This is a genomic window from Pseudomonas sp. c313 (assembly GCF_055407145.1).
On the sequence record NZ_JBUZRD010000001.1, the window covers coordinates 232934 to 256397 of the forward strand.

19 protein-coding genes are annotated in these 23464 nt (G+C 58.5%); 13 read left to right on the forward strand and 6 right to left on the reverse strand.

What is annotated here, in order from left to right:
• The first annotated feature begins 2 nt into the window (after positions 1–2).
• The 7 genes from ispG (at position 3) to ACZRKZ_RS01220 (ending at position 7968) form a co-directional block, all read left to right on the forward strand.
• The gene (gene ispG / locus ACZRKZ_RS01190; protein ID WP_463968123.1) at positions 3–1112 is read left to right on the forward strand and encodes a flavodoxin-dependent (E)-4-hydroxy-3-methylbut-2-enyl-diphosphate synthase; all 1110 of its coding nucleotides are present in this window, start codon (positions 3–5) and stop codon (positions 1110–1112) included.
• Between the two features lie 23 nt (positions 1113–1135).
• Entirely contained in the window at positions 1136–2425 is a 1290-nt protein-coding gene (hisS, locus tag ACZRKZ_RS01195; RefSeq protein ID WP_133102090.1) for a histidine--tRNA ligase, read from the forward strand.
• 41 nt (positions 2426–2466) lie between these two features.
• Positions 2467–3108: a YfgM family protein gene (locus tag ACZRKZ_RS01200; RefSeq protein WP_463980474.1), complete on the forward strand. Its 642-nt coding sequence runs from the start codon at positions 2467–2469 to the stop codon at positions 3106–3108.
• Positions 3101–4252 carry an outer membrane protein assembly factor BamB gene (gene bamB / locus ACZRKZ_RS01205; RefSeq protein ID WP_149411631.1) on the forward strand — a complete coding sequence of 384 codons (1152 nt, stop codon included), beginning with the start codon at positions 3101–3103 and terminating at the stop codon, positions 4250–4252. Before ACZRKZ_RS01200 ends, bamB begins: the two co-directional genes overlap by 8 nt.
• 205 nt (positions 4253–4457) lie before the next feature.
• Positions 4458–5927, forward strand: coding sequence for a ribosome biogenesis GTPase Der (gene der / locus ACZRKZ_RS01210; RefSeq protein ID WP_149411630.1), 1470 nt, complete (start codon positions 4458–4460; stop codon positions 5925–5927).
• A 113-nt stretch (positions 5928–6040) separates the two neighbouring features.
• Positions 6041–7189, forward strand: coding sequence for a pyridoxal phosphate-dependent aminotransferase (locus ACZRKZ_RS01215; protein WP_463980475.1), 1149 nt, complete (start codon positions 6041–6043; stop codon positions 7187–7189).
• Complete coding sequence (locus ACZRKZ_RS01220; RefSeq protein ID WP_463980476.1) at positions 7177–7968, forward strand: amidohydrolase; 792 nt, start codon at positions 7177–7179, stop codon at positions 7966–7968. The genes ACZRKZ_RS01215 and ACZRKZ_RS01220 overlap by 13 nt, the downstream gene beginning before the upstream one ends.
• Positions 7969–8071: 103 nt before the next feature.
• Here the strand turns inward: ACZRKZ_RS01220 and ACZRKZ_RS01225 are convergent, their stop codons facing one another.
• The 5 genes from ACZRKZ_RS01225 to ACZRKZ_RS01245 form a co-directional block, all read right to left on the reverse strand.
• Positions 8072–8854 (reverse strand): hypothetical protein, encoded by a 783-nt coding sequence (locus ACZRKZ_RS01225; protein ID WP_463980477.1) that lies wholly within the window; start codon positions 8852–8854, stop codon positions 8072–8074.
• A 390-nt stretch (positions 8855–9244) separates the two neighbouring features.
• The gene (gene leuA, locus ACZRKZ_RS01230; RefSeq protein WP_463968127.1) at positions 9245–10924 is read right to left on the reverse strand and encodes a 2-isopropylmalate synthase; all 1680 of its coding nucleotides are present in this window, start codon (positions 10922–10924) and stop codon (positions 9245–9247) included.
• Between the two features lie 406 nt (positions 10925–11330).
• The gene (locus ACZRKZ_RS01235; protein ID WP_463980478.1) at positions 11331–12152 is read right to left on the reverse strand and encodes a peptidoglycan DD-metalloendopeptidase family protein; all 822 of its coding nucleotides are present in this window, start codon (positions 12150–12152) and stop codon (positions 11331–11333) included.
• Between the two features lie 3 nt (positions 12153–12155).
• The gene (xseA, locus tag ACZRKZ_RS01240; protein ID WP_463980479.1) at positions 12156–13535 is read right to left on the reverse strand and encodes an exodeoxyribonuclease VII large subunit; all 1380 of its coding nucleotides are present in this window, start codon (positions 13533–13535) and stop codon (positions 12156–12158) included.
• A 10-nt stretch (positions 13536–13545) separates the two neighbouring features.
• A complete protein-coding gene (locus tag ACZRKZ_RS01245) occupies positions 13546–14436 on the reverse strand; it encodes a LysR family transcriptional regulator (RefSeq protein WP_463980480.1) in 891 nt (296 codons plus the stop codon).
• A gap of 99 nt (positions 14437–14535) precedes the next feature.
• Here ACZRKZ_RS01245 and ACZRKZ_RS01250 point away from each other — a divergent pair, with 99 nt between their 5' ends.
• The 4 genes from ACZRKZ_RS01250 to guaA all read left to right on the forward strand — a co-directional run bounded on the left by ACZRKZ_RS01250 (position 14536) and on the right by guaA (position 19168).
• Positions 14536–15303, forward strand: coding sequence for a sulfite exporter TauE/SafE family protein (locus ACZRKZ_RS01250; protein WP_463980481.1), 768 nt, complete (start codon positions 14536–14538; stop codon positions 15301–15303).
• 69 nt (positions 15304–15372) lie between these two features.
• Positions 15373–15921, forward strand: coding sequence for a sugar ABC transporter ATPase (locus ACZRKZ_RS01255; protein WP_133102101.1), 549 nt, complete (start codon positions 15373–15375; stop codon positions 15919–15921).
• A gap of 116 nt (positions 15922–16037) precedes the next feature.
• Positions 16038–17507: an IMP dehydrogenase gene (gene guaB / locus ACZRKZ_RS01260; protein WP_133102102.1), complete on the forward strand. Its 1470-nt coding sequence runs from the start codon at positions 16038–16040 to the stop codon at positions 17505–17507.
• A gap of 83 nt (positions 17508–17590) precedes the next feature.
• Positions 17591–19168, forward strand: coding sequence for a glutamine-hydrolyzing GMP synthase (gene guaA, locus ACZRKZ_RS01265; RefSeq protein ID WP_133102103.1), 1578 nt, complete (start codon positions 17591–17593; stop codon positions 19166–19168).
• A gap of 93 nt (positions 19169–19261) precedes the next feature.
• On the opposite strand, the gene treR is transcribed toward guaA, so the two are convergent.
• Positions 19262–19966, reverse strand: coding sequence for a trehalose operon repressor (gene treR, locus ACZRKZ_RS01270; RefSeq protein ID WP_463980482.1), 705 nt, complete (start codon positions 19964–19966; stop codon positions 19262–19264).
• Positions 19967–20285: 319 nt separating this feature from the next.
• Here treR and treP point away from each other — a divergent pair, with 319 nt between their 5' ends.
• Both treP and treC read left to right on the forward strand, forming a co-directional pair.
• Positions 20286–21728 carry a PTS system trehalose-specific EIIBC component gene (treP, locus tag ACZRKZ_RS01275; protein ID WP_463980483.1) on the forward strand — a complete coding sequence of 481 codons (1443 nt, stop codon included), beginning with the start codon at positions 20286–20288 and terminating at the stop codon, positions 21726–21728.
• A 51-nt stretch (positions 21729–21779) separates the two neighbouring features.
• Positions 21780–23426 carry an alpha,alpha-phosphotrehalase gene (treC, locus tag ACZRKZ_RS01280; protein ID WP_463980484.1) on the forward strand — a complete coding sequence of 549 codons (1647 nt, stop codon included), beginning with the start codon at positions 21780–21782 and terminating at the stop codon, positions 23424–23426.
• Positions 23427–23464 lie beyond the last annotated feature (38 nt).

Here is a 23464-nt window from a genome sequence, read left to right on the forward strand (position 1 = left end):
TCATGCACGGCGAATCTCCAATCAAACGTCGCGTATCGCGCAAAATCTGGGTCGGCTCGGTGCCGGTGGGTGGCGATGCCCCCATCGCGGTACAGAGCATGACCAACAGCGACACCAACGACGTCGCGGCCACTGTCGCCCAGATCAACCGTTTGGAAGCGGCTGGCGTCGATATCGTGCGAATTTCCGTTCCGGACATGGACGCGGCTGAAGCGTTCGGCCGTATCAAGCAACTGGTCAAGGTGCCGCTGGTCGCCGACATTCACTTCGACTACAAGATCGCCTTGCGCGTCGCCGAACTGGGCGTCGATTGTCTGCGGATCAACCCGGGCAACATCGGTCGCGAAGACCGGGTACGAGCCGTGGTGGATGCTGCCCGTGATCGGGGCATCCCGATCCGTATCGGCGTCAACGCCGGCTCCCTGGAAAAAGACCTGCAAAAAAAATACGGTGAGCCCACTCCAGCGGCGCTGGTTGAGTCTGCATTGCGTCACGTTGAACACCTCGAGCGCCTGAATTTCCAGGACTTCAAGGTCAGCGTAAAGGCTTCCGACGTGTTCATGGCGGTAGAAGCCTACCGCCTGCTCGCCAAGGAAATCGTCCAGCCGCTGCACCTGGGGATTACCGAAGCGGGTGGTTTGCGTTCAGGCACAGTGAAATCTGCGGTGGGTCTCGGTATGCTGCTGGCCGACGGGATTGGCGATACTATTCGCATCTCCCTGGCGGCAGACCCGGTAGAGGAAGTGAAAGTCGGCTACGACATTCTCAAATCCCTGCATTTACGCTCCCGTGGCATCAACTTCATTGCCTGCCCGAGCTGCTCGCGGCAGAACTTCGACGTGGTGAAAACCATGAACGAACTGGAAGTGCGCCTCGAAGACCTGTTGGTTCCGCTGGATGTCGCGGTCATCGGTTGCGTGGTCAACGGGCCAGGTGAGGCCAAAGAGGCTCATGTAGGCTTGACCGGTGGTACGCCAAACCTGATTTACATCGACGGCAAGCCGTCGCAGAAATTGACGAATGATAATCTGGTGGATGAGCTGGAACGGCTGATCCGCCAGAGAGCGGCCGAGAAGGTCGAAGCTGACGCAGCGGTTATCGCGCGCGGCTGATCGAACGAATTTAAGGATTTTTAGTGAGCAAGTCTCTGCAAGCCATTCGTGGCATGAACGATATCCTGCCTGAGCAGACGCCCCTGTGGCGCTACTTCGAGAGCACTGTCGCGCGCCTGCTGGATAACTACGGTTACAAGCAGATCCGCATGCCGATCGTCGAATTCACCGAGCTGTTCAAACGCTCCATCGGTGAAGTGACCGACATCGTCGAAAAAGAGATGTACACCTTCGAAGACCGCAACGGCGACTCCCTGACCCTGCGTCCGGAAGGTACCGCCGCGTGCGTGCGCGCCGTGCTGGAACATGGCCTCACCGGTGGTGGCCAGCCGCAGAAATTGTGGTACATCGGCCCGATGTTTCGCCACGAGCGTCCGCAGAAAGGCCGTTATCGCCAGTTCCACCAGATCGGTCTGGAAGTCTTTAACCTCGACGGTCCGGACATCGACGCCGAGCTGATTGTGCTGACCTGGCGGCTGTGGGGCATGCTGGGTATCCGCGATGCGGTCACACTTGAACTGAACAGCCTGGGCACCAGCGAGTCCCGGGGCCGCTACCGCGAAGCCCTGGTGGAATTCCTGTCCGCTCATTTGGACAAGCTGGACGAAGACAGTCAGCGCCGTCTGAAGACCAACCCGCTGCGGGTGCTGGACACCAAGAACGCCGATACCCAAGCGGTACTCGTAGACGCGCCGAAAATGGCCGACTACCTGGATGACGAGTCCCGTACACACTTTGAGGGCCTTAAGGCTCGCCTGGATGCAGCCGGCATTCCCTACGTCATCAACCCCAAGCTGGTGCGCGGCCTCGATTACTACAGCAAGACCGTATTCGAGTGGGTCACCGACAAACTTGGCGCCCAGGGCACCGTGTGCGCCGGCGGTCGGTACGACGGCCTGGTGGAGCAAATGGGCGGCAAGCCGACCACCGGTGTAGGTTTTGCCATGGGCATCGAACGGCTGATCCTGCTGCTGGAAACCCTGGAGCAGGTTCCCGAAGAAATTTCCCGTCAGGTGGACGTGTACCTCTGTGCCTTTGGCGAGGCTGCCGAACTGGCGGCCCTGACCTTGAGCGAGAAGGTTCGCGACCAGTTGCCAAACCTGCGCCTGCAAATCAATGCCGGCGCCGGTAGCTTTAAAAGCCAGTTCAAGAAAGCCGACAAGAGCGGTGCGCTGTTTGCACTGATCCTGGGCGATGACGAGTTGGCCCAGCAAGTGGTAGGTTTCAAACCCCTGCGTGGCCAGGGCGAACAACAAAGTATTGCCTTTGATGCGCTTGCTGCGCACTTGGCCACCTGCATCGTGCAGGGTTGAAGCTGTCAAACAGCCGAATTTAGCGATTAAGGAGTATTGGGGTGTCGAGTTCTGATGATGATCAGCTGGCCGATTTCAAAGACTGGTGGCAGCGTAACGGCAAACCCCTGGTCACTGGCGGCTTGCTGGCTTTAGTAGTGGTGTTCGGCTGGCAGGCCTGGCAGAAGTATCAGGGCAATCAGTCGCAAGGCGCCTCGATACTCTATCAGCAACTGCTGGAAACCACGCTGACGCCTGACGGCAAGCCTGATCCTGCCCAGGTTGCAGACTTGGCCGGCAAACTGAAAAGCGAATTTGGCGGTAGCGCCTACGCCCAATACGGCAGTCTGTTCGTCGCCAAAGTCGCGGTCGACACTGGCAGGCTGGATGACGCAGCCTCCGAGCTGAAAGCCATCACCGACAAACCGACCAACCCGACCCTGGGTGAAATCGCGCGTCAGCGTCTGGCTCAGGTACTGGCGGCACAGAACAAGGCTGACGAAGCACTGAAATTGCTCGACGGCGATGCTGACAAGGCATTCCTGGCTACTCGCGAAGAGCTCAAGGGCGACCTGCTGGTCCAATTGGGTCGTACCGACGAAGCCAATGCTGCGTACCAAAAAGCCAAGGCTGCGCTGTCTGATGAAGCGGCGGTCGGTGGTTTACAAATCAAGCTGGACGACCTGGCCAAAGGGGATGCGTGACGTGATCCGTTGGAAACATGCAGCATTGCTGGCTCTGGCCGTTTTGGCCGCGGGTTGCAGCAGCAACAGCAAAAAAGAACTGCCTCCGGCCGAGCTGACCAGCTTCAAGGAAGAAGTGGTCCTGCAAAAGCAGTGGAGCCGCTCTATCGGTGACGGCCAGGGCGACACCTACAACATGCTGGTACCGGCAATCGACGGTGACAACATTGTGGCCGCTGACGTGACCGGCGTGGTGATCTCCATGGATCGCATGAACGGCGACGTCAAGTGGAAGAAAGACCTCGAACTGCCAGTATCCGGCGCCGTTGGCGTGGGTTACGGCATGGTGCTGATCGGCACGCTGAAAGGCGAAGTCGTGGCCCTGGATTCGAGCAACGGTGAAGAGAAATGGCGCGCTCGCGTGACCAGTGAAGTCCTCGCACCGCCGGCCACCAACGGCGACATTGTTGTCGTGCAGACCCAGGATGACCGTGTGATTGGCCTTGACGCCAGCACCGGTGAGCAGCGCTGGTTGTATGACAGCACCCCTGCAGTCCTGACCTTGCGCGGTACCAGTGGTCCGGTTGTGACCAATCGTCTGGCACTAGCAGGCCTGTCCACCGGTAAAGTGGTCGCCCTCGACACCCAGAACGGCGTGCCGGCCTGGGAATCACGGGTCGCGATTCCTCAGGGGCGTTCGGAACTGGATCGCGTAGTGGACATCGACGGTGGCTTGCTGCTGTCGGGTGAAACCCTTTACGTCGCCACTTACCAGGGCCGTGTAGCGGCACTGGACCTGCAAAGCGGCCGCGTACTCTGGCAGCGTGATGCTTCCAGCTACGCCGGTGTCGCCCAAGGGTTTGGCAGCGTCTACGTAAGCCTCGCGTCCGGCACTGTTGAAAGTGTTGACGAGCGTTCCACCACTGCACTGTGGAGCAACGACTCCCTGGCTCGCCGTCAATTGTCGGCACCGGAAGTGTTCTCCAGCTACGTGGCGGTCGGTGACCTGGAAGGTTACCTGCACCTGCTGAGCCAGGTTGACGGTCGCTTTGTCGGTCGCGAACGTATCGACAGCGATGGCCTGCGTGCCCGTCCGCTGGTGGTAGGTGACATGATTTACGTGTTTGGCAACAGTGGCAAGCTGGAAGCCCTGACCATCAAGTAAAGCTTTGACTATGCTTGGGGGTAGCCTCTAGGCAGCTTCACCTGTAGGAGCGAGTTTGCTCGCGATGGACGTCAACGATGACGCGTGTATTCTGAATAAACGCGTTGCCTTTGCGTTTTTGAGCAAGCTCGCTCCTACAGTCGAGCACCAGCCGCTGCCTTGCAGCGGCTTTTGTATTTTCTGAAATAACGAACTGGAGAGCCTCATGGTTCCCGTAATCGCCCTGGTGGGCCGACCAAACGTCGGCAAGTCCACCTTGTTTAACCGCCTGACCAGGACTCGCGACGCCATCGTCGGCGACTTGTCCGGTCTGACCCGTGATCGCCAATACGGTGAGGCAAAGTGGCAAGGGCGCTCCTACATTCTTGTCGACACCGGCGGTATCTCCGGTGACGAACATGGCATGGACGAAAAGATGGCCGAGCAGTCGCTGCTGGCCATTGAAGAAGCCGATGTCGTGCTGTTCCTGGTGGATGCCCGCGCGGGCTACACCGCTGCTGACCAGATGATTGGCGAGCACCTGCGCAAGCGCAACAAGCGTTCCTACGTGGTGGCCAACAAGATCGATAACATCGATCCGGAAATGGCCCGCGCCGAATTCAGCCCGATGGGCCTGGGCGACGCGATCCCGATCGCCGGTGCCCACGGTCGCGGCATCACCCAGATGCTGGAAATCTGCCTGCGCGACTTCCCACGCGATGACGTCGAGGAAGAAGAGGGCGAAGGCGAGATCGTTGCTGAAGGCGAGGAAGCCAAGCGCATTCCTGGCCCGAGCGAGAAAGATGGCATCAAGATCGCCATCATCGGCCGGCCGAACGTCGGCAAGTCGACCCTGGTCAACCGTATGCTGGGCGAAGACCGAGTTATCGTCTATGACGAACCCGGCACCACCCGCGACAGTATCTACATCCCGTTCGAGCGTAACGACGAGAAGTACACGCTGATCGACACCGCCGGCGTGCGCAAGCGTGGCAAGATCCACGAGGAAGTTGAAAAGTTCTCCGTGGTCAAAACCCTGCAGGCGATCAAAGACGCCAACGTGGTGATCTTCGTCATGGACGCCCGCGAAGGCGTGGTCGACCACGACCTCAACCTCCTGGGCTTTGCCCTGGAAGCCGGTCGGGCCTTGGTGATTGCGATCAACAAGTGGGACGGCATGACGCCGAGCGAGCGTGACTTCGTCAAGGTCGAGCTGCAGCGTCGTCTGTTCTTCGTCGACTTTGCCGATATCCACTTTATCTCGGCATTGCACGGCACCGGCGTGGGTAACCTCTACGCTTCGGTTCAGAACTCGTTCAAGTCCGCTGTGACCCGCTGGCCGACCAACCGCCTGACCCAGATCCTCGAAGACGCAGTTGGCGACCACGCACCGCCGATGGTCAACAACCGCCGGATCAAGCTGCGTTACGCCCACTTGGGTGGTGCCAACCCGCCGATTATCGTGATCCACGGTAATCAGATCGAGAAGGTACCCAAGTCCTACGTCCGTTACCTGGAAAACACCTATCGCCGTGTCTTGAAACTGGTCGGCACGCCGATCCGTATCGAGTTCAAGGGTGGCGAAAACCCATACGAAGGCAACAAGAACAGCCTGACTGACCGCCAAGTGAACAAGAAGCGTCGCTTGATGAGTCACAACAAGAAGGCTGATAAAAAGCGTAAAGATAAACGCTGATCCCGATCAGCCGAAAGGGCGCCTCTGGCGCCCTTTTTTTATGCGCGCGGTATGGGCTATCCTCGGTCCTTCCCGTGCCGCCGTAGAGCCGGGTGTTCAGCAGGGACTCACCGATGATCACCAGTAAACTGCCGAATGTCGGCACCACCATTTTCACTACCATGTCCCAGCTCGCCGCCGAAACCGGCGCGCTTAACCTGTCCCAGGGTTTTCCCGATTTCAATGGCCCCCAAGCCTTGCTCGACGCGGTGGGCAAACATATCGCCAGCGGCCATAACCAATACGCCCCCATGACCGGTCTCCCTGCGTTGCGTCAGCAGGTGGCGGCCAAGATCGCCCGCAGCTACGGCTCCACGGTGAGCGCCGACAGCGAAGTGACCATCACCCCCGGCGCTACCCAGGCAATCTTCTGCGCGATCCAGGCGGTGATCCGCAGCGGTGATGAAGTCATCGTATTTGACCCTTGCTACGACAGCTACGAGCCCTCGGTGGAGCTGGCCGGCGGTCGTTGCGTGCATGTGCAGTTGGGCCTGCATGACTTCACCCTGGATTTCGAGAAGATTAAGGCTGCACTGTCGCCGCGCACCCGCATGATCATTCTCAACACCCCGCATAACCCCAGCGGTGCCTTGATCAATCGGGCCGAGCTGGACCAGTTGGCCGAACTGATCCGCGACCGCGATATCTACCTGGTCAGCGACGAGGTTTACGAACACTTGGTGTTCGATGGTGTGCCCCACGTCAGCGTGCTGGCCCATGAGGAGCTGTATCAACGTTCATTTGTGGTCAGCTCCTTTGGCAAGACCTATCACGTTACCGGCTGGAAAACCGGCTACGTGGTCGCGCCACCGGCCCTGACTGCCGAACTGCGCAAGGTGCATCAATACGTCAGCTTCTGCGGCGTGACTCCTTTGCAGTACGCGCTGGCGGATTTCATGGCCGAACACCCGAAACACGTCGAAGAGCTACCGGCCTTTTATCAGGCCAAGCGTGACCTGTTTTGCGACTTGCTGGCACCGTCGCGTTTCAGTTTTACCCGAGTGACCGGTACTTACTTCCAACTGGTGGATTACTCGCGGATTCGCCCCGACCTCAATGACGTCGAGATGTCGCTGTGGATGACTCGCGAGCACGGCGTGGCGACCATCCCGGTTTCGGTGTTCTACCAGAGCCCACCCCAAGGCCAGCGCCTGGTGCGCCTGTGTTTTGCCAAGCGCGAGGAGACGCTGCGCCAAGCAGCAGAAAAACTATGCGTGATCTGAGTGCGTTGCCCAACCTGAACATCGCCCTGGTGCAGACCACCCTTGTCTGGCACGACCGCCAGGCCAACTTGGAGCATTTTGAGCCGCTGCTGGAGCAGACCAAGGGGGCGGACCTGATTGTGCTACCGGAGATGTTCACCACCGGCTTTTCCATGGCGTCGCAAACCCTTGCCGAAGTGGAAAATGGTCCAACCCATGAATGGCTCAAGGCCCAGGCGAAGAAACACGACGCGGTGATCACTGGCAGCGTGATCATCCTGGCTGCTGACGGCAGCCACCGTAACCGCCTGTTGTGGGCGCGGCCTGATGGTGAGGTGCTGCATTACGACAAGCGCCATCTGTTTCGCATGGCCGGTGAGCACGACCACTACACCCCTGGCGAGCGCCAGGTGCAGTTCGAACTCAAGGGCTGGCGGATTCGTCCGTTGATTTGCTATGACCTGCGTTTTCCGGTGTGGAGCCGCGATGCCCAAGACACAGACCTGCTGCTGTACACCGCCAACTGGCCGGGCGCACGGCGTCAGCACTGGAACCGCCTGCTGCCGGCACGGGCCATCGAAAACCTGTGCTATGTGGTGGCGGTGAATCGAGTGGGCACGGACGGTAAAGGTTTTGCCTACACCGGTGACAGCCAGGTCCTGGACTTCCAGGGAGAGAGCCTGCTGAGCGTAGGGGAGGCGGACGGGGTGTTCCAGGTGTGCCTGGATGCATCGGAATTGGCGGAGTACCGCACACGCTTCCCGGCGAACCTGGATGCCGATACTTTTGAACTGACCTGAGTGTTCGTCAGCGATACCTCGGCCTTGTGCTGAGGTACCTGCCAAGCCTGTGGGGAAATCTCGGCTTTGTTCTGAGTCGCGAGGGAAGGCTCAAGAGCGCTGCTTAAAGGGAGAACTCGTTGTTTCTTATCGCCGCGTAATAGTCTTTGCTTTGTTGCGCGATGTCTTTGGCTTTCTCGCTGTTGGGGTCTATTGTTCGATACTGTTCATAGAACCCATGCCCCAGGCCTCCTTTTTGTCCGGAGGCTTCTTCCAGTCTCCTGCAGTACTCTTCCCCCAGCATGCTTTTGGCTGTACTTGGATTCATCTTTCCAAATATCATCGCCGGAGTAATAACCTGGAGTTCACAGTTTCCTCCTTCTTTCGCTTTGTAGGTTGCGTTAATGCCACTGTAGCCGAGTGGATCGACATCACCGTTGATATGCTTGATATTCATTCCTTCTTTCTTTTGTAAGTCGGAAAGCACATCGTCTATTTTATCGCTGTTGACGATGACAGTGGAGCGAGTGATATCTTTGATTTTTCCCATGTCCCCTGCATAGTCGTTGTCTATCTTTGTCAGGGAGCGATCAATTGATTTCATCGGGGCAGTAATAACTTTTCCACTATGCTCTTTGGCGATTCTATTTGAAAAGTTATCGTTTTCTTCTTTTGCTTTATACATCGTTTCATACATGAAGGTGGCCAGGCCTACATGCCCTTTTTTTATGCCTAGGCTTTCAGGAGTAATGCTTTTTTTCGATGGTGAGTCAGCATCCTCAGTGGGAGCAGGCTGAAAGTATGTGGGATGAGCCGTCTGCGTTTCTGCTGCCGAATCTTTCTGTGAGGACGCGTCTGGAACGAGTGGCCAGGCACCAGTCGACGATGAGGGGATTTGATTAATCACGCGCGAAGTCTCCGAAATCAAACATTTTTTGAGGGCGGGAAGACAATATTGTTTTATCGGGAGGAGTTGGGCAGGCAGAACAATTATTGGTGTCTTCCACGCGTAAATTCTCTAATGTACGACGTTGATCTTATCCTTGGTAAGTAAATGCATGATCGTCCACTCCTTGCAGACGCTGACTGAGTGGGAAGAGTGATATTGCCAGTTCCATTTTTTTTGGCTAAAAATTACGCTTTAGTGAAGCAAGTGCTCAGTTTGTGGTTTTGCAGGACGCTCCTATTGGCAGTTGTAGGTCTATATGGAGTTGCTTTCGCTTCAGTGGTGCAAGGCCCAACAAAAAAGGCCCCTGGATTCTCATCCAGGGGCCTTTTGCATTTCAGCGGTCAGTGCTTACGCCGCTTTCGCTTCCAGCTGGCTCAGGGAGCGGTTCAGCGCGCTGAACACCGCCTTGAAGCTCGCCGTGGTGATGTTTTCATCAATGCCCACGCCGTGCACCGGACGCTCACCGTTCACTCGCAGCTCAATGTAGGCCGCTGCCTTGGCATTGGTACCGGCGCCGATGGCGTGTTCGTTGTAATCCATGATTTCCACACCAATCGGCAGCCCGGCCACCAGCGCTTCCAGGGCGCCGTTGCCTTTACCGTGCCAGCGCAGGTTGGTTTCGCCCTGTCCCTTGCCGGAGACTTCAACTTCTACCGAGCTATTGCCGTTTTCTTCCTGCAGGCGATGGCTGACCAGCGCGTATGGAGTGTTGGCTTGCAAGTATTCACGTTGCAGCAGGCTGTGAATCTGCGAGGCCGTCATCTCCAGGCCCACGCGGTCGGTTTCCGCCTGTACTACCTGGCTGAATTCAATCTGCATGCGGCGTGGCAAGCTGATGCCGTATTCCTGCTCCAGCAGGTAGGCGATGCCGCCCTTGCCCGACTGACTATTGACGCGAATTACTGCCTCGTAGCTGCGGCCGATGTCGGCCGGGTCGATCGGCAAGTACGGCACTTCCCACAAGGCATCCGGTTTTTGCTGGGCAAAGCCCTTGCGGATCGCGTCCTGGTGGGAGCCGGAGAAAGCGGTGTGAACCAGATCACCGACATACGGGTGACGCGGGTGCACCTGAATCTGGTTGCACTCTTCCACGACCTTGCGTACGCCGTCGATGTCGGAGAAATCCAGCTCAGGGTGTATGCCCTGGGTGTAGAGGTTCAGCGCCACGGTCACCAGATCGACGTTGCCGGTGCGCTCGCCATTGCCGAACAGGCAGCCTTCGACACGGTCGGCACCGGCCATCAGGCCCAACTCGGTGGCCGCTACGCCAGTGCCACGGTCGTTATGGGTGTGCAGGCTGATGATCACGCTGTCACGACGGTTGATATGACGACCGAACCATTCGATCTGGTCGGCATAGATGTTCGGCGTGGCGCACTCAACGGTGGCGGGCAGGTTGAGGATCACCTTGTGCTCAGGTGTCGGGTTCCACACCTCGATCACCGCGTCACAGACTTCCTTGGCGAACTCCAGCTCAGTGGCGCTGAAGGTCTCTGGCGAGTATTCGAAGGTCCACTGGGTATCCGGTTGCTGGGCGGCGTATTTGACGAACAGCTTGGCCGCGTTGACCGCGATGGCCTTGACCCCGTCCTTGTCCTGATTGAAGACAATGCGGCGGAACGACGGCGAAGTGGCGTTGTACAAGTGAACGATGGCTTTTTTCGCCCCGCGCAGAGATTCGAAAGTACGGGCGATCAAGTCTTCACGGCCCTGGGTCAGCACCTGGATGGTGGTGTCCTCGGGGATGTGGTTGTCTTCAATCAGGGTACGGACGAAGTCGAAGTCGGTTTGCGAAGCGGCCGGGAACGAGGCCTCGATTTCCTTCACGCCGACCGATACCAGGGTTTTCCAGAAGCGCAGCTTTTTCACCGCGTCCATCGGTTCGATCAGCGACTGGTTGCCGTCGCGCAAGTCGGAACTGCACCAGATCGGCGCGGCGGTGATGGTCTTCGACGGCCAGGTACGGTCCGGGATATCAATGGTCGGGAACGCGCGGTATTTCGAAGACGGGTCTTTGAGCATGCTCATCGGGAAATCCTTTGTTGTAGGGGCCGAGAAAAGGCGGCCTGCCGTAAAACTATTGTTGGGGATGAAGCTTGGGACGAGGCAGATCGATTCAGCCTGGCAGTCGTGCGCTGACGAGGCACAGGCTGCGGTGCTGGCGGAGCTGAATGAGGGTGTGAGAGGTTTTCATAAGCTCAACCCTAACCGCCGGGGTGAAAGATGGCAAGCAGTCGGAAAAAATTGAGAGAAGTTCTGATATTGGCGTAATAAACGAGATTTTATGGCTGGCAATGGTCTTGTATGTGATTTTATTTGCGCAAGCTTTGTAAGGTGCGCAATTGAGGTCGCTGGTTGTAGCGAGCGGGCTTGTCGGATCGCCGCACCGCCGCGTTGGGCTGCGCAGCAGCCCCCAAAAGAATCACCCTTTACGTCAAGGCTGAAACGACCCAATAAATATCGCCGGATCTACCCGCGCATCATTCAAGCTGATATTCCAGTGCATATGCGGCCCGGTCGCCCGTCCGGTGGAGCCCACCTTGCCCACTACCGCGCCGCGCGCCAATTGCTGGCCCACGATTACATCAATCTTCGACATATGGCAAAACATGCTGATAAAGCCCTGGCCATGGTCGACGAACACGGTGTTGCCATTGAAAAAGTAGTTGCCGGTCAAAATCACCTTGCCACCCGCCGGGGTCTTGATCGGTGTACCGGCCCCCACGGCAAAATCGAGGCCCGAATGAGGATTACGCTCCTCGCCATTAAAGAACCGTCGCACACCAAACTTGCTCGACAGTGGCCCGTTGACCGGCTTGTCCAGCACCAGGTTGCTCGGTGTGTTCGGACTGAAACTGCGGTAAGCCTTAAGCTGAACCGCCAGTTCGCCTTCGATGCGTTTGAGTTGTGCAGGGTCTGGGTTCACCTGGCTTTTGTTCTTCAAGGTAATGTGTTGTTCCGGGTATTTCTTGTTGCCCACGGTGAACGCCAGATTGCGGCTGCCACTGCTGATTTGCTGGCTGCCGGGTTTGACGGTTAGCGGGATGCCGACAATTGCCCGCCAGTTCTCCTGCTCCTTGACCACCAGTACCGGTTTCCCTTGGTAGCTGGCTTTAGGCGCCATCGCTGAGGCGCCCAGGTCAATAACCGCGACACCACCGGGAACAGGCTTGTTCAGCACCCGAGTGATGTAGCTGTCGGCATGGGCATTGAAGGTCAGGCACAACAGCATCAACAAGCTAAGAAAACGTGGCATGAATCAATCCAGTAACGAGAGAGTGACGGGCGTGAGGTGGTTGTCTTCCACCCGAACCTGCAATTGACCTTCACCGAGTCTCGCGCTAAGGCGCTGGCCGGTGTGGGTTTGCGCGGCGTTGCGAATTACCTGGCCGCGCTCGTCCAGCAAAATGCTGTAGCCACGGCCCAGCGTTGCCAGCGGGCTGACCACTTGCAGCGTCTGCACCTGGCTTTGTAGCTGGAGGCGCCGCGCCTTGAGGCCTTCGCGCATAGCCCTGGGCAGGCGTTCGGCGAGGCTGTCCAGGCGTTGGCGCAGCAGCGCCAGTTGGCGGCCTGGATGTTGGCCGGCGAGGCGGGTTTCCAGGCGGATCAAACGTTCACGACGGGTATTGAGGCTACGCTCGAAGGCGCGGCGCAGGCGCATATCCAGATCGTCCAGGCGTTGGGCTTGCTGGCGCAGACGTTCACCCGGATGACGCAGGCGGCGGGCCATACCTTCCAGGCGCAGGCGGTCATGCATCAACCGGTTGCGTATGCGCATCACCAGGCGCCGGTGCAGGCTTTCGACCTGGCGCACCAGATCGCTGGAGTCCGGTGCCAGCAGTTCGGCGGCAGCGGAAGGCGTTGGCGCACGCACGTCGGCGACGAAATCGCTGATGGATACATCGGTTTCATGGCCGATGGCGCTGACAATTGGCGTCACGCACGCATCCACGGCGCGGGCTACGGCTTCTTCGTTGAAGCACCAGAGGTCTTCCAGGGAGCCGCCGCCACGGGCCAGGATCAGCGCGTCGAAGCCACGAGCGTCGGCCAGCTTCAAGGCGCGGACGATCTGCGTTATCGCTTCACGGCCTTGAACCGCCGTTGGGATCAACGTCAATTGCACCTGCGGCGCACGGCGGCGGAACACACTGATGATGTCGCGGATCACCGCGCCAGTGGGCGAACTGATAATGCCGATGCGCTGCGGATGAGCAGGCAGCGGCACCTTGCGTTCGGCGCTGAACAGACCTTCGGCGCTGAGTTTTTCCTTCAGCGCATCGAAGGCTAGGCGAAGGGCGCCGTCACCGGCAGGCTCCACGGTGTCGAGAATCAGTTGATAGTCGCCACGGCCTTCAAACAGCGAGACCTTGCCCCGCACCTTGACCGCCAGGCCATCCTTCAAGGCTTGGCGTACCCGTGCAGCGTTCTGCCGGAACAGCGCGCAGCGCACCTGGGCACCGCTGTCCTTGAGGGTGAAATACACGTGGCCGGAAGCTGGGCGGGCGAGGTTGGAGATTTCGCCTTCAACCCAGATATTGGTGAACACGTCTTCAAGCAACACCCGCGCGCGGCCGTTGAGCTGGCTGACAGTCAGGACTTCGCGGTCCAGGCCCAGGCGGGCAAAGGGATCTTTAATCATGGGCGGCAGTTTATAGGCATTTGCCCAGTGTTTGACAGAATTGCTCCACCAGCGCAGTTGGCGCTTGCCGGCAGGCGAGGGCGATGGTGCTTAGGCAATCAGGATCAGCCAACGGCAGGAAGTGGATATTGGCCGGGGCGATGTCCTGCATCGATTCAGGCAACAAGGCGATGCCAAACCCGGCCTGAATCAACTGCAATTGCGTGGTCTTGCGTGACATTACCCGCGCCGCCCTGGGGAAAAATCCGGCACGCATGCACAGTTCGGCTGACAGGTAACTCAGCCCGCCGCGCTGTGGGTGAGGGATCGAGATAAAGGCCTCGTCCTTGAGTTGGGCCAAGTCGATAGCCGTCTTGTTGAGCGCCAGCGGGTGGTCGGGCGGCACCGCCAACAACAATCGCTCACTATATAAAGGCACGATTCGCACCCCCTCGCGCTGACGCAATACCGGCAAGCGCAATAGCCCTACCTCCAGCCGCCCCTCGGCGATTTCTTCCAGTTGCGCTTCGGAGGACAGTTTGACGATGTCCATCGACACGTCAGGGCACTGTTGCAGGTAGGTGCTGATCCCTTGCAACAGGCGACCGCTCATCGGCACCGTGCTGGAATGACTCAGGCGCAACGTGCCGAGTTGACCGTTGCCCACTTGCGTGGCCATTTCACTGGCCTTGTGCAATTCGCCCAGCAGGTTGCGCGCCCTAGGATAAAACGCTTCGCCCGCTGCGGTTAACCGTGGTTGGCGGGCGGTGCGTTCGAATAATGGGGTTTGCAGTTGAGATTCAAGCTCCTTGATCTGCCGGCTAAGGGCCGATTGCGCGACAAACAGCCGCTCGGCGGCGGCGCTGAAGCTGCCGCTCTCGGCGATTTCGACGAAGTAACGCAGTTGCCGGGTGGAAATCACAAGTCATGCCTTTTCGAGATAGGTAGTGGCCTTTGAAGATATTAGTCGCAACCCTAGCCAATGGCTAAAGTGATGGCCATCTTCATTAAGGAGTACGGCATGAGCCCTGTCGAACTGATGAGTAATTGGTCCTTTGGTGGCGTTGACTGGTTGGTGATTGGCTTGGGAGTCGTCGTGGCCTACATAGTGTTCGGCATTGCCGGCTTTGGCACGGCGCTGGTGGCGGGGCCGATCCTGATCCTGTTTATGCCGCTGTCGAAGATCATCCCGTTGCTGGTGTTGCTGGATTTTGTCGCGGCCTTTGGCAACCTCCTACAATCGCGGCGAGATGTGGCGAAGCCGGAGCTGTTGAGGTTGCTGCCGTGCATGGCGATTGGCTGCACCCTCGGGGTGATCTTTTTGCTCAACCTTCAATCGGATCTATTGCTGCTGCTGATGGGGCTGTTTATCAGCGCCTATGCGATCTATAGCCTGGCGGTGAAGGCCAGGCCCAGGCAGCTCGCTGTCGGCTGGGCGATTCCCATGGGCACTGTCGGTGGGTTGTTTGGCGCGTTGTTTGGCAGTGGCGGCTTTTTATATGCGATCTACCTCAACAGCCGCCTACCCAAGGAAGCGGCGCGGGCGACCCAGAGTGCGTTGATCAGTTGCAGCACGGTGGTGCGCCTGAGTCTGTTTTTGATCGCGGGAGTCTATGCCGAGCTATCCTTGTTGATGTTGGCAGTGTGCCTGTTACCGGCAATGGCGCTGGGGTTGTGGGTTAGTCGACGGCTGACCCTGCGCATGTCCCGTGAGGCGTTCGTGCGGTTGGTGACCTGGCTGGTGCTGGCCAGCGGTATTGCCTTGATTGCCCGTTACTTGAGTACTTGACCTGTGGGTGTCAGGGATTAAGCTGCCGTCCTTTCGGCCAGAAGCCACACCGCAGGACATCCAGGCCTCATGAATTCCCAAAGCATCCTAGTCCCGAAAATCTCCACATTGCCCGTCCACGAACCACGGGCCCGGGCGATTGTGCGCTGGCTGGTGCGCAAGAACATCGTCAAGGAAGAACTCACCACCTGCGGTCGCACTGGCAGCCGTATGGCCTACGCCATCGCCGACGGTGCCCGCGCCGTGGTGCTGCACCCCGAAGCGCTGCCGTTCAACGAACCGGTCAATGGCCTGGAAATTATCTACAAGCGCTGCATCTACACCCCGGCCAAGGGTTTTCTCGAAGAAGCCGGCTGCCCGGAATGCCTCAAGGAAGTCGGCGAAGCGCTGTTCGACAGCCTGGAAGACTGGATGCCTGGCCACACCGATAACTTCACCTGCCCGTTGTGTGGCCATGAAGACGACATCAACGGTTTTCTGTTCCTGCAGGAATGTGGCTTTTCCAACCTGGGCTTCATCTTCAACAACTGGGCGGAGGCGGGGTTCAAGCAGAGTTTTATCGACGAATTTGCCGACTGGCTCGACCAGAAAATGAGCTGGGTCAAAGTCGAGCTTTAAACCAATCTTTTTTCCTTCTATCAGTATTACCAATAATGTCAGAGTTTTACATTGAGCCCTGGTAGGTCTCTGAGTATAATGGCGCGCTTCCATTTTCCCGCTCGGGAGCCCCCGCGATGCTGCGTATCAGCCAAGAAGCTCTGACATTCGACGACATTCTCCTAGTGCCCGGTTATTCCGAGGTGCTTCCTAACGAAGTCAGTCTCAAGACCCGCCTAACCCGTGGCATCGAGCTGAATATTCCCCTGGTTTCCGCTGCCATGGACACCGTCACCGAAGCCCGTCTGGCCATCGCCATGGCTCAGGAAGGCGGCATCGGCATCATCCACAAGAACATGACCATCGAGCAGCAAGCTGCCGAAGTGCGCAAGGTCAAGCGTTACGAAGCCGGTGTGGTCAAGGACCCGATCACTATCGAGGCCGACGCCACCGTTCGTGAGCTGTTCGAACTGACCAGCCTGCATAACATCTCCGGTGTTCCGGTGCTTCATAATGGCGACCTCGTTGGCATTGTCACTTCCCGTGACGTGCGTTTCGAAAACCGTCTGGAAGCCACTGTCCGCGAAGTGATGACGCCTAAAGAACGTCTGGTCACGGTCAAGGAAGGCGCCGACAAGAACGACGCTCGCGAATTGCTGCACAAGCACCGCATCGAGCGCGTGCTGATCGTCGACGACAAATTCGCCCTCAAAGGCATGATGACTGTCAACGACATCGAAAAAGCCAAGGCGTACCCGCTGGCCAGCAAGGACGATCAAGGTCGTCTGCGTGTAGGTGCTGCGGTCGGCACGGGTAAAGACACTGGCGAGCGCGTCTCGGCCCTGGTGGCTGCCGGTGTTGACGTGGTGGTGGTCGACACTGCCCACGGTCACTCCAAAGGCGTGATCGACCGCGTTCGCTGGGTCAAAGAGAATTTCCCTGAAGTACAAGTGATCGGCGGCAACATTGCTACCGGTGCTGCTGCCAAGGCATTGGTTGAAGCGGGCGCTGACGCAGTCAAGGTCGGTATCGGCCCTGGCTCGATCTGCACCACCCGTATCGTCGCCGGTGTCGGCGTACCGCAAATCAGCGCCATCGCCAATGTCGCCGAGGCCCTTGAAGGCACCGGCGTGCCGTTGATCGCCGACGGCGGTATCCGTTACTCCGGTGACCTGTCCAAGGCCATCGTTGCCGGTGCTTCCTGCGTGATGATGGGCTCGATGTTTGCGGGTACTGAAGAAGCACCCGGCGAGATCGAACTGTACCAGGGCCGTTCCTACAAGGCTTACCGTGGTATGGGCTCCCTGGGAGCAATGTCCCAGGCGCAAGGTTCTTCCGACCGTTACTTCCAGGACTCCTCCGCGGGCGCCGAGAAGCTGGTACCAGAAGGCATTGAAGGGCGTGTTCCGTACAAGGGCACCCTGGGCGCTATCATCCATCAACTGATGGGCGGCCTGCGTTCCTCGATGGGCTACACCGGCAGTGCCGACATCGAAGAAATGCGCACCAAGCCAGAGTTCGTGCGGATCACCGGTGCCGGCATGGCCGAATCCCACGTCCACGACGTACAGATCACCAAAGAAGCGCCGAACTACCGCGTAGGTTGATGCTTCCAGCAAAACGTTAAGTAACCGGGGCTGTTTTATTCAGCCCCGAGTTGTTTCTGAATTCCATAGACGAGACTGACTCCATGGCCCTCGACATTCACGCCCACCGCATCCTGATCCTCGACTTCGGTTCCCAGTACACCCAACTGATCGCCCGCCGCGTGCGTGAAATCGGTGTGTACTGCGAACTGCATCCGTTCGACATGGACGACGAAGCGATTCGCGAGTTCGCTCCAAAAGGCGTCATTCTCGCCGGCGGCCCTGAGTCCGTGCACGAAGCCAACAGCCCGCGTTGCCCGCAAGCCGTGTTTGACCTGGGCGTGCCGGTTTTCGGTATTTGCTACGGCATGCAGACCATGGCCGAGCAACTGGGCGGCAAGGTCGCAGGTTCCGAGCTGCGTGAATTCGGTTATGCCCGTGTCGACGTGGTTGGCAAAAGCCGCCTGCTGGACGGCATCGAAGACCACATCGACGCCGACGGCCTGTTCGGCCTCGACGTGTGGATGAGCCACGGTGACAAGGTCACCAAAATGCCAGAGGATTTCCACATCCTCGCCAGCACCCCGAGCTGCCCGATTGCCGGCATGTTCAACGACGAGCGTGGCTACTACGGCGTGCAGTTCCACCCGGAAGTGACCCACACCAAGCAGGGCGGTCGCATACTCTCGCGCTTCATCCTCGACATCTGCGGCTGCGAAGCGCTGTGGACCCCGTCGAAAATCGCTGAAGACGCCATCGCCAACATCCGTGCCCAGGTTGGCACCGACAACGTCCTGCTGGGCCTGTCCGGCGGCGTTGACTCTTCGGTAGTTGCTGCGCTTCTGCACAAGGCCATTGGCGACCAACTGACCTGCGTCTTCGTCGACAACGGCCTGCTGCGTCTGCACGAAGGCGAGCAAGTGATGGCCATGTTCGCCGAGAACATGGGCGTCAAGGTGATCCGCGCCAACGCCGAGGAGCAGTTCCTCAACAATCTGGCCGGCGAGTCGGACCCGGAGAAGAAGCGCAAGATCATTGGGCGCACCTTCATCGACGTGTTTGATGCCCAGTCCAACAGCCTGGACAACATCAAGTACCTCGCCCAGGGCACCATCTACCCTGACGTGATCGAGTCGGCGGGCGCCAAGAGCGGCAAGGCCCATGTGATCAAGTCCCACCACAACGTCGGTGGCCTGCCTGATGAAATGAACCTCAAGCTGGTAGAGCCGCTGCGTGAGTTGTTCAAGGACGAAGTCCGTCGTCTGGGTCTGGAGCTGGGCCTGCCGTACGACATGGTCTACCGTCACCCATTCCCAGGCCCAGGCTTGGGCGTGCGGATTCTCGGTGAAGTGAAGAAGGAATACGCCGACCTGCTGCGTCGTGCCGACCACATCTTCATCGAAGAACTGCGCAAGGCCGACTGGTACCACAAGGTCAGCCAAGCGTTCGTGGTGTTCCAGCCGGTGAAATCGGTCGGCGTGGTCGGTGACGCCCGTCGTTACGCCTGGGTTGTGGCCCTGCGTGCGGTGGAAACCATCGACTTCATGACCGCCCGTTGGGCACACCTGCCGTACGAACTGCTGGAAACCGTCAGCGGCCGTATCATCAATGAAATCGAAGGCATCTCCCGCGTTACTTATGACGTGTCGAGCAAGCCGCCGGCGACCATTGAGTGGGAGTAATCCTGCGTTAGCGCCTGCTGAGCCAGGCGCTGGCTACACAACAAAACCCCAGCCTTGGCTGGGGTTTTGTGTTTCTGGGAAATGTATTGGGTATCAACGCCGCGCAATATCCGAAAAGTAAAACTTGTCCAGCGTATGCCGCGACTCGGTGTACTCAAACTGCCGCCCATCCTGCAAAAACGTCTGGTTACTCACCACGATCACATGGCTCTGGCCGTCCAGGTCTAGGTGCAACTGATCATCCTTGCCCCTCGGCAGTGCTTCGATGGTGCGCTGGGCGTAGCTGATTTGCAGTTGCAGGGTCTGTTCGATAAAGGCGTAGATCGACTGCTCGGCAATGGCCCGGTCCAGCCCAGGGATCAGGTCGGCGACGAAGTGGTTGATGTCCAGGATTACCCGCTTGCCGTCGATGCGCCGTACCCGCTTGATTCGGGTGATCAGGCTGCCGGCTGCGGCTTCGATGTGTTGCAGCAGCGAGCCTTCCAGTGGGAATTGGCTGAACTCGACGACCTCGGTGCTGACGTCATCTCCCAAGTCTGCATGGGTTTCGCGAAAGCTGACAATCCCGCCCAACTGAAATTCGATGGGGTTGGGCGACAGCACAAAGGTGCCCTTGCCGTGAATCTTTTGCGCAAAACCGCGCTCCTGCAACTGCTCGATAGCCCGACGCACCGTGCCACGGCTCGCATGGTAGGTGTCCATTAATTCGGTTTCGGAGGGAAGGCGCGTGCCGCGTTGCAGGCGTTCGGTGGTGATGCTGGCAAGCAGATCGGTATAGATCTGGTTGTATTTGCTCATGGGTAGGGCTCTGTGCCGCGTTTGCGTTTAAGGCAGGAACCTTAGAGGCAGAGCTGTGGTTTGTCCATTGGGCCCATGGATATTTGCGCCCTCTGTAGGAGCGAGCTTGCTAGCGAAGAGCGCAAGGGCACCGCGTTTATCCAGGATGCACGCGTTATCGTTAACGTTCTTCGCGAGCAAGCTCGCTCCTACAGGAAATTTATAATTTGTAACTCGTACAGACGAGTTATTGCTTTAACTCGTCTGTACGAGTAATTTTCTCCTGGGCGTGCTGCCAATGACTGCCCCCAATAACAAAAAATCAAAGTGGATACCAAGCATGAGCCACGACTACTCCAATATTGCCCGCGAGATTCTGCAAGGCCTCGGTGGCAGCGACAACCTTGAGCAAGCTGCCCACTGTGTGACCCGCCTGCGCCTGGCCCTCAAGGACCCGAGCCTGGCCAACAGCGGCGAGTTGAACCAGATCGACCTGGTCAAGGGTTCGTTCTTCACTGGCGGTCTGTTCCAGATCGTCATCGGCCCCGGTGAAGTGGAAAAGGTCTACGCCGCCCTGCGGGAACAGACCGGCCTTGGCGCCTCGACCATCGCCGACGTGAAGCAGAAGGGCTCTGAAAAAATCAACCCAATGCAACGCCTGGTGCGGGTGTTTTCCGACGTGTTCATGCCGATCCTGCCCGCGCTGATCATTGCCGGTCTGTTGATGGGCGTGAACAACCTGATGGGCGCCAAGGGCATGTTCATCGAGGGCAAGACGCTGCTGGAGGCCTATCCGAATCTGGATGGCCTGTGGAGCCTGATCAACCTGATGGCCAATACCTCGTTCGTATTCTTGCCCGCGCTGGTGGGCTGGTCGGCGGCCAAGCGCTTTGGCGGCAGTGAAATCCTCGGCATCGTCCTGGGTCTGATGCTGGTTCACCCCGATTTGCTCAACGCCTGGAACTACGGCAAGGCGGTGGCCGGCCTCGACGGCCAGAGCCTGCCGTACTTCGATATTCTCGGCTGGTTCCAGATCGAGAAAGTCGGTTACCAGGGGCAAATCCTGCCGATCCTGATGGCTGCCTACGTCATGAGCGTCATTGAAAAATGGCTACGGGCGCGGGTGCCAAACGCGATTCAACTGTTGGTCGTCCCCATCACTACCATTGTCATTACCGGCGTGCTGGCACTGGCGATCATTGGCCCGGTGACCCGTCACCTGGGCATCCTGATTACCGAAGGCGTGGTCACCCTGTTTGACCTGGCGCCGATGGTGGGCGGAGCGATTTTCGGCCTGTTGTATGCGCCGCTGGTGGTCACTGGCATGCACCACATGTTCCTCGCCGTGGACCTGCAACTGATCTCCACCCAGGGCGGCACCTTTATCTGGCCAATGATCGTCATGTCCAACCTGGCTCAGGGCAGCGCGGCGCTGGGCGTGTTCTACATGAGCCGCAATGCCCGCGACAAAAGCATGGCGTCGACCTCGGCGATTTCGGCTTATTTCGGCATCACTGAACCGGCAATGTTTGGCGTCAACCTGCGCTTCAAATTCCCGTTTTATGCCGCCTTGCTTGGGTCGGGACTGGGCAGCATTTTCCTGTCGCTGAACAAGGTCCAGGCCTCGGCCATCGGTGTTGGCGGCTTGCCTGGATTTATTTCGATCATGCCGCAGTACATCCCGGTGTTTGTCATTGGCATGGTTGTCGCGATTGTCGTGCCGTTTGTTTTGACCTGCGCGTTGAGCATGAAGATTGTTCGGCCGGGGTATCGGGTCGCCTGATCTCGACAGCTCCTACGCGAGGTTGCGTTTATCCAAATTGAGGAACCCACCATGCAAGACTGGCAATACTCGGTGATCTACCAGATCTACCCCAAAAGCTTCCACAGCCACGCGGGTAATGCCACCGGTGACCTGCTGGGCGTCGTGGGCAAGCTCGATTACCTCAAGTGGCTGGGCGTCGATTGCCTGTGGATCACCCCGTTCCTGCGCTCGCCCCAGCGCGACAACGGCTACGACATCAGCGACTACTACGCCATCGACCCCAGCTACGGAACCATGGCCGACTGCGACCTGCTGATCAGCGAAGCGGCCAAGCGCGGCATCAAACTGATGCTGGACATCGTGGTCAACCACACCTCCATTGAACACGAGTGGTTCCAGCAGGCCCGCAGCAGCCTCGACAACCCGTACCGCGACTTCTACATCTGGCGCGACCAGCCGAACAACTGGGAGTCCAAGTTCGGCGGCTCGGCCTGGGAATACGAGGCGCAAACCGGCCAGTACTTCCTGCACCTGTTCGACCACACCCAGGCCGATCTCAATTGGGAAAACCCCAACGTGCGCGCCGAGGTGTTCAAGCTGATGCGCTTTTGGCGCGACAAGGGCGTCGGCGGTTTCCGCCTGGACGTGATCAACCTGATCTCCAAACCAGCGGACTTTCCTGAAGACAACAGCGACGGTCGGCGCTTCTACACCGACGGCCCGAACGTGCACGAGTACCTGCAGGAAATGCACCGCGAAGTCTTCGAAGGCCATGACCTGATCAACGTCGGCGAGATGTCCTCCACCAGTCTTGAACACTGCATTCGCTATTCGAGTCCTGCGTCGAAAGAGCTGTCGATGACCTTCAACTTTCATCACCTGAAAGTGGATTATCCGAACCTGCAAAAGTGGGTGCGGGCTGACTTCGACTTCCTTCAACTCAAGCAGATTCTTTCCGACTGGCAACTGGGCATGCAGGCCGGCGGCGGCTGGAACGCGCTGTTCTGGTGTAACCACGACCAGCCACGGGTGGTCTCGCGCTTTGGCGATGACGGCGAGCACCGGGTGGTCTCGGCCAAGATGCTCGGCACCGCGCTGCACCTTTTGCAGGGCACGCCTTTTGTCTACCAGGGCGAAGAGTTGGGTATGACCAATCCGGGCTTCGACACAATCGAGCAGTACCGCGACGTCGAGACCCTGAACATCTATCGACTCAAGCGCGAAGCCGGTGAGTCCGAGGCCGGCAGCATGGCGGCGATCATGCAGAAGTCCCGCGATAACGGCCGCACGCCGATGCAGTGGAATACCCAGGCGAACGCTGGTTTCAGCAGCGGCGAACCGTGGATCGGTATCCCCGCCAATGCGACGCAGATCAACGTTGAAAACCAGCTCGGCGACCCTGAATCGGTGCTGCATCACTACCGTGCGCTGATTGCCCTGCGCCGCGTTGAGCCGCTGATCCAAGAAGGCGTGTATCGCCAACTGCTGCTGGAGCACACCCAGGTTTGGGCGTACCTGCGCGAAGGCCAGGGCGAACGTTTGCTGGTGCTCAACAACTTCTACGGTACGCCGTGCCAGATCCAATTGCCGGACGGCGTGATCAACGTCGCGAGCCAGCAACGCGTGCTGATCAGCAACTACGACGATTGCCCGATGCGTACGGGCCAGATATCGCTGCGCCCGTATGAATCCTTCGTGCTGCACCTGAAGGATTGAGACATCGCATTACCCCCTGCGTGGAAACGCAGGGAATG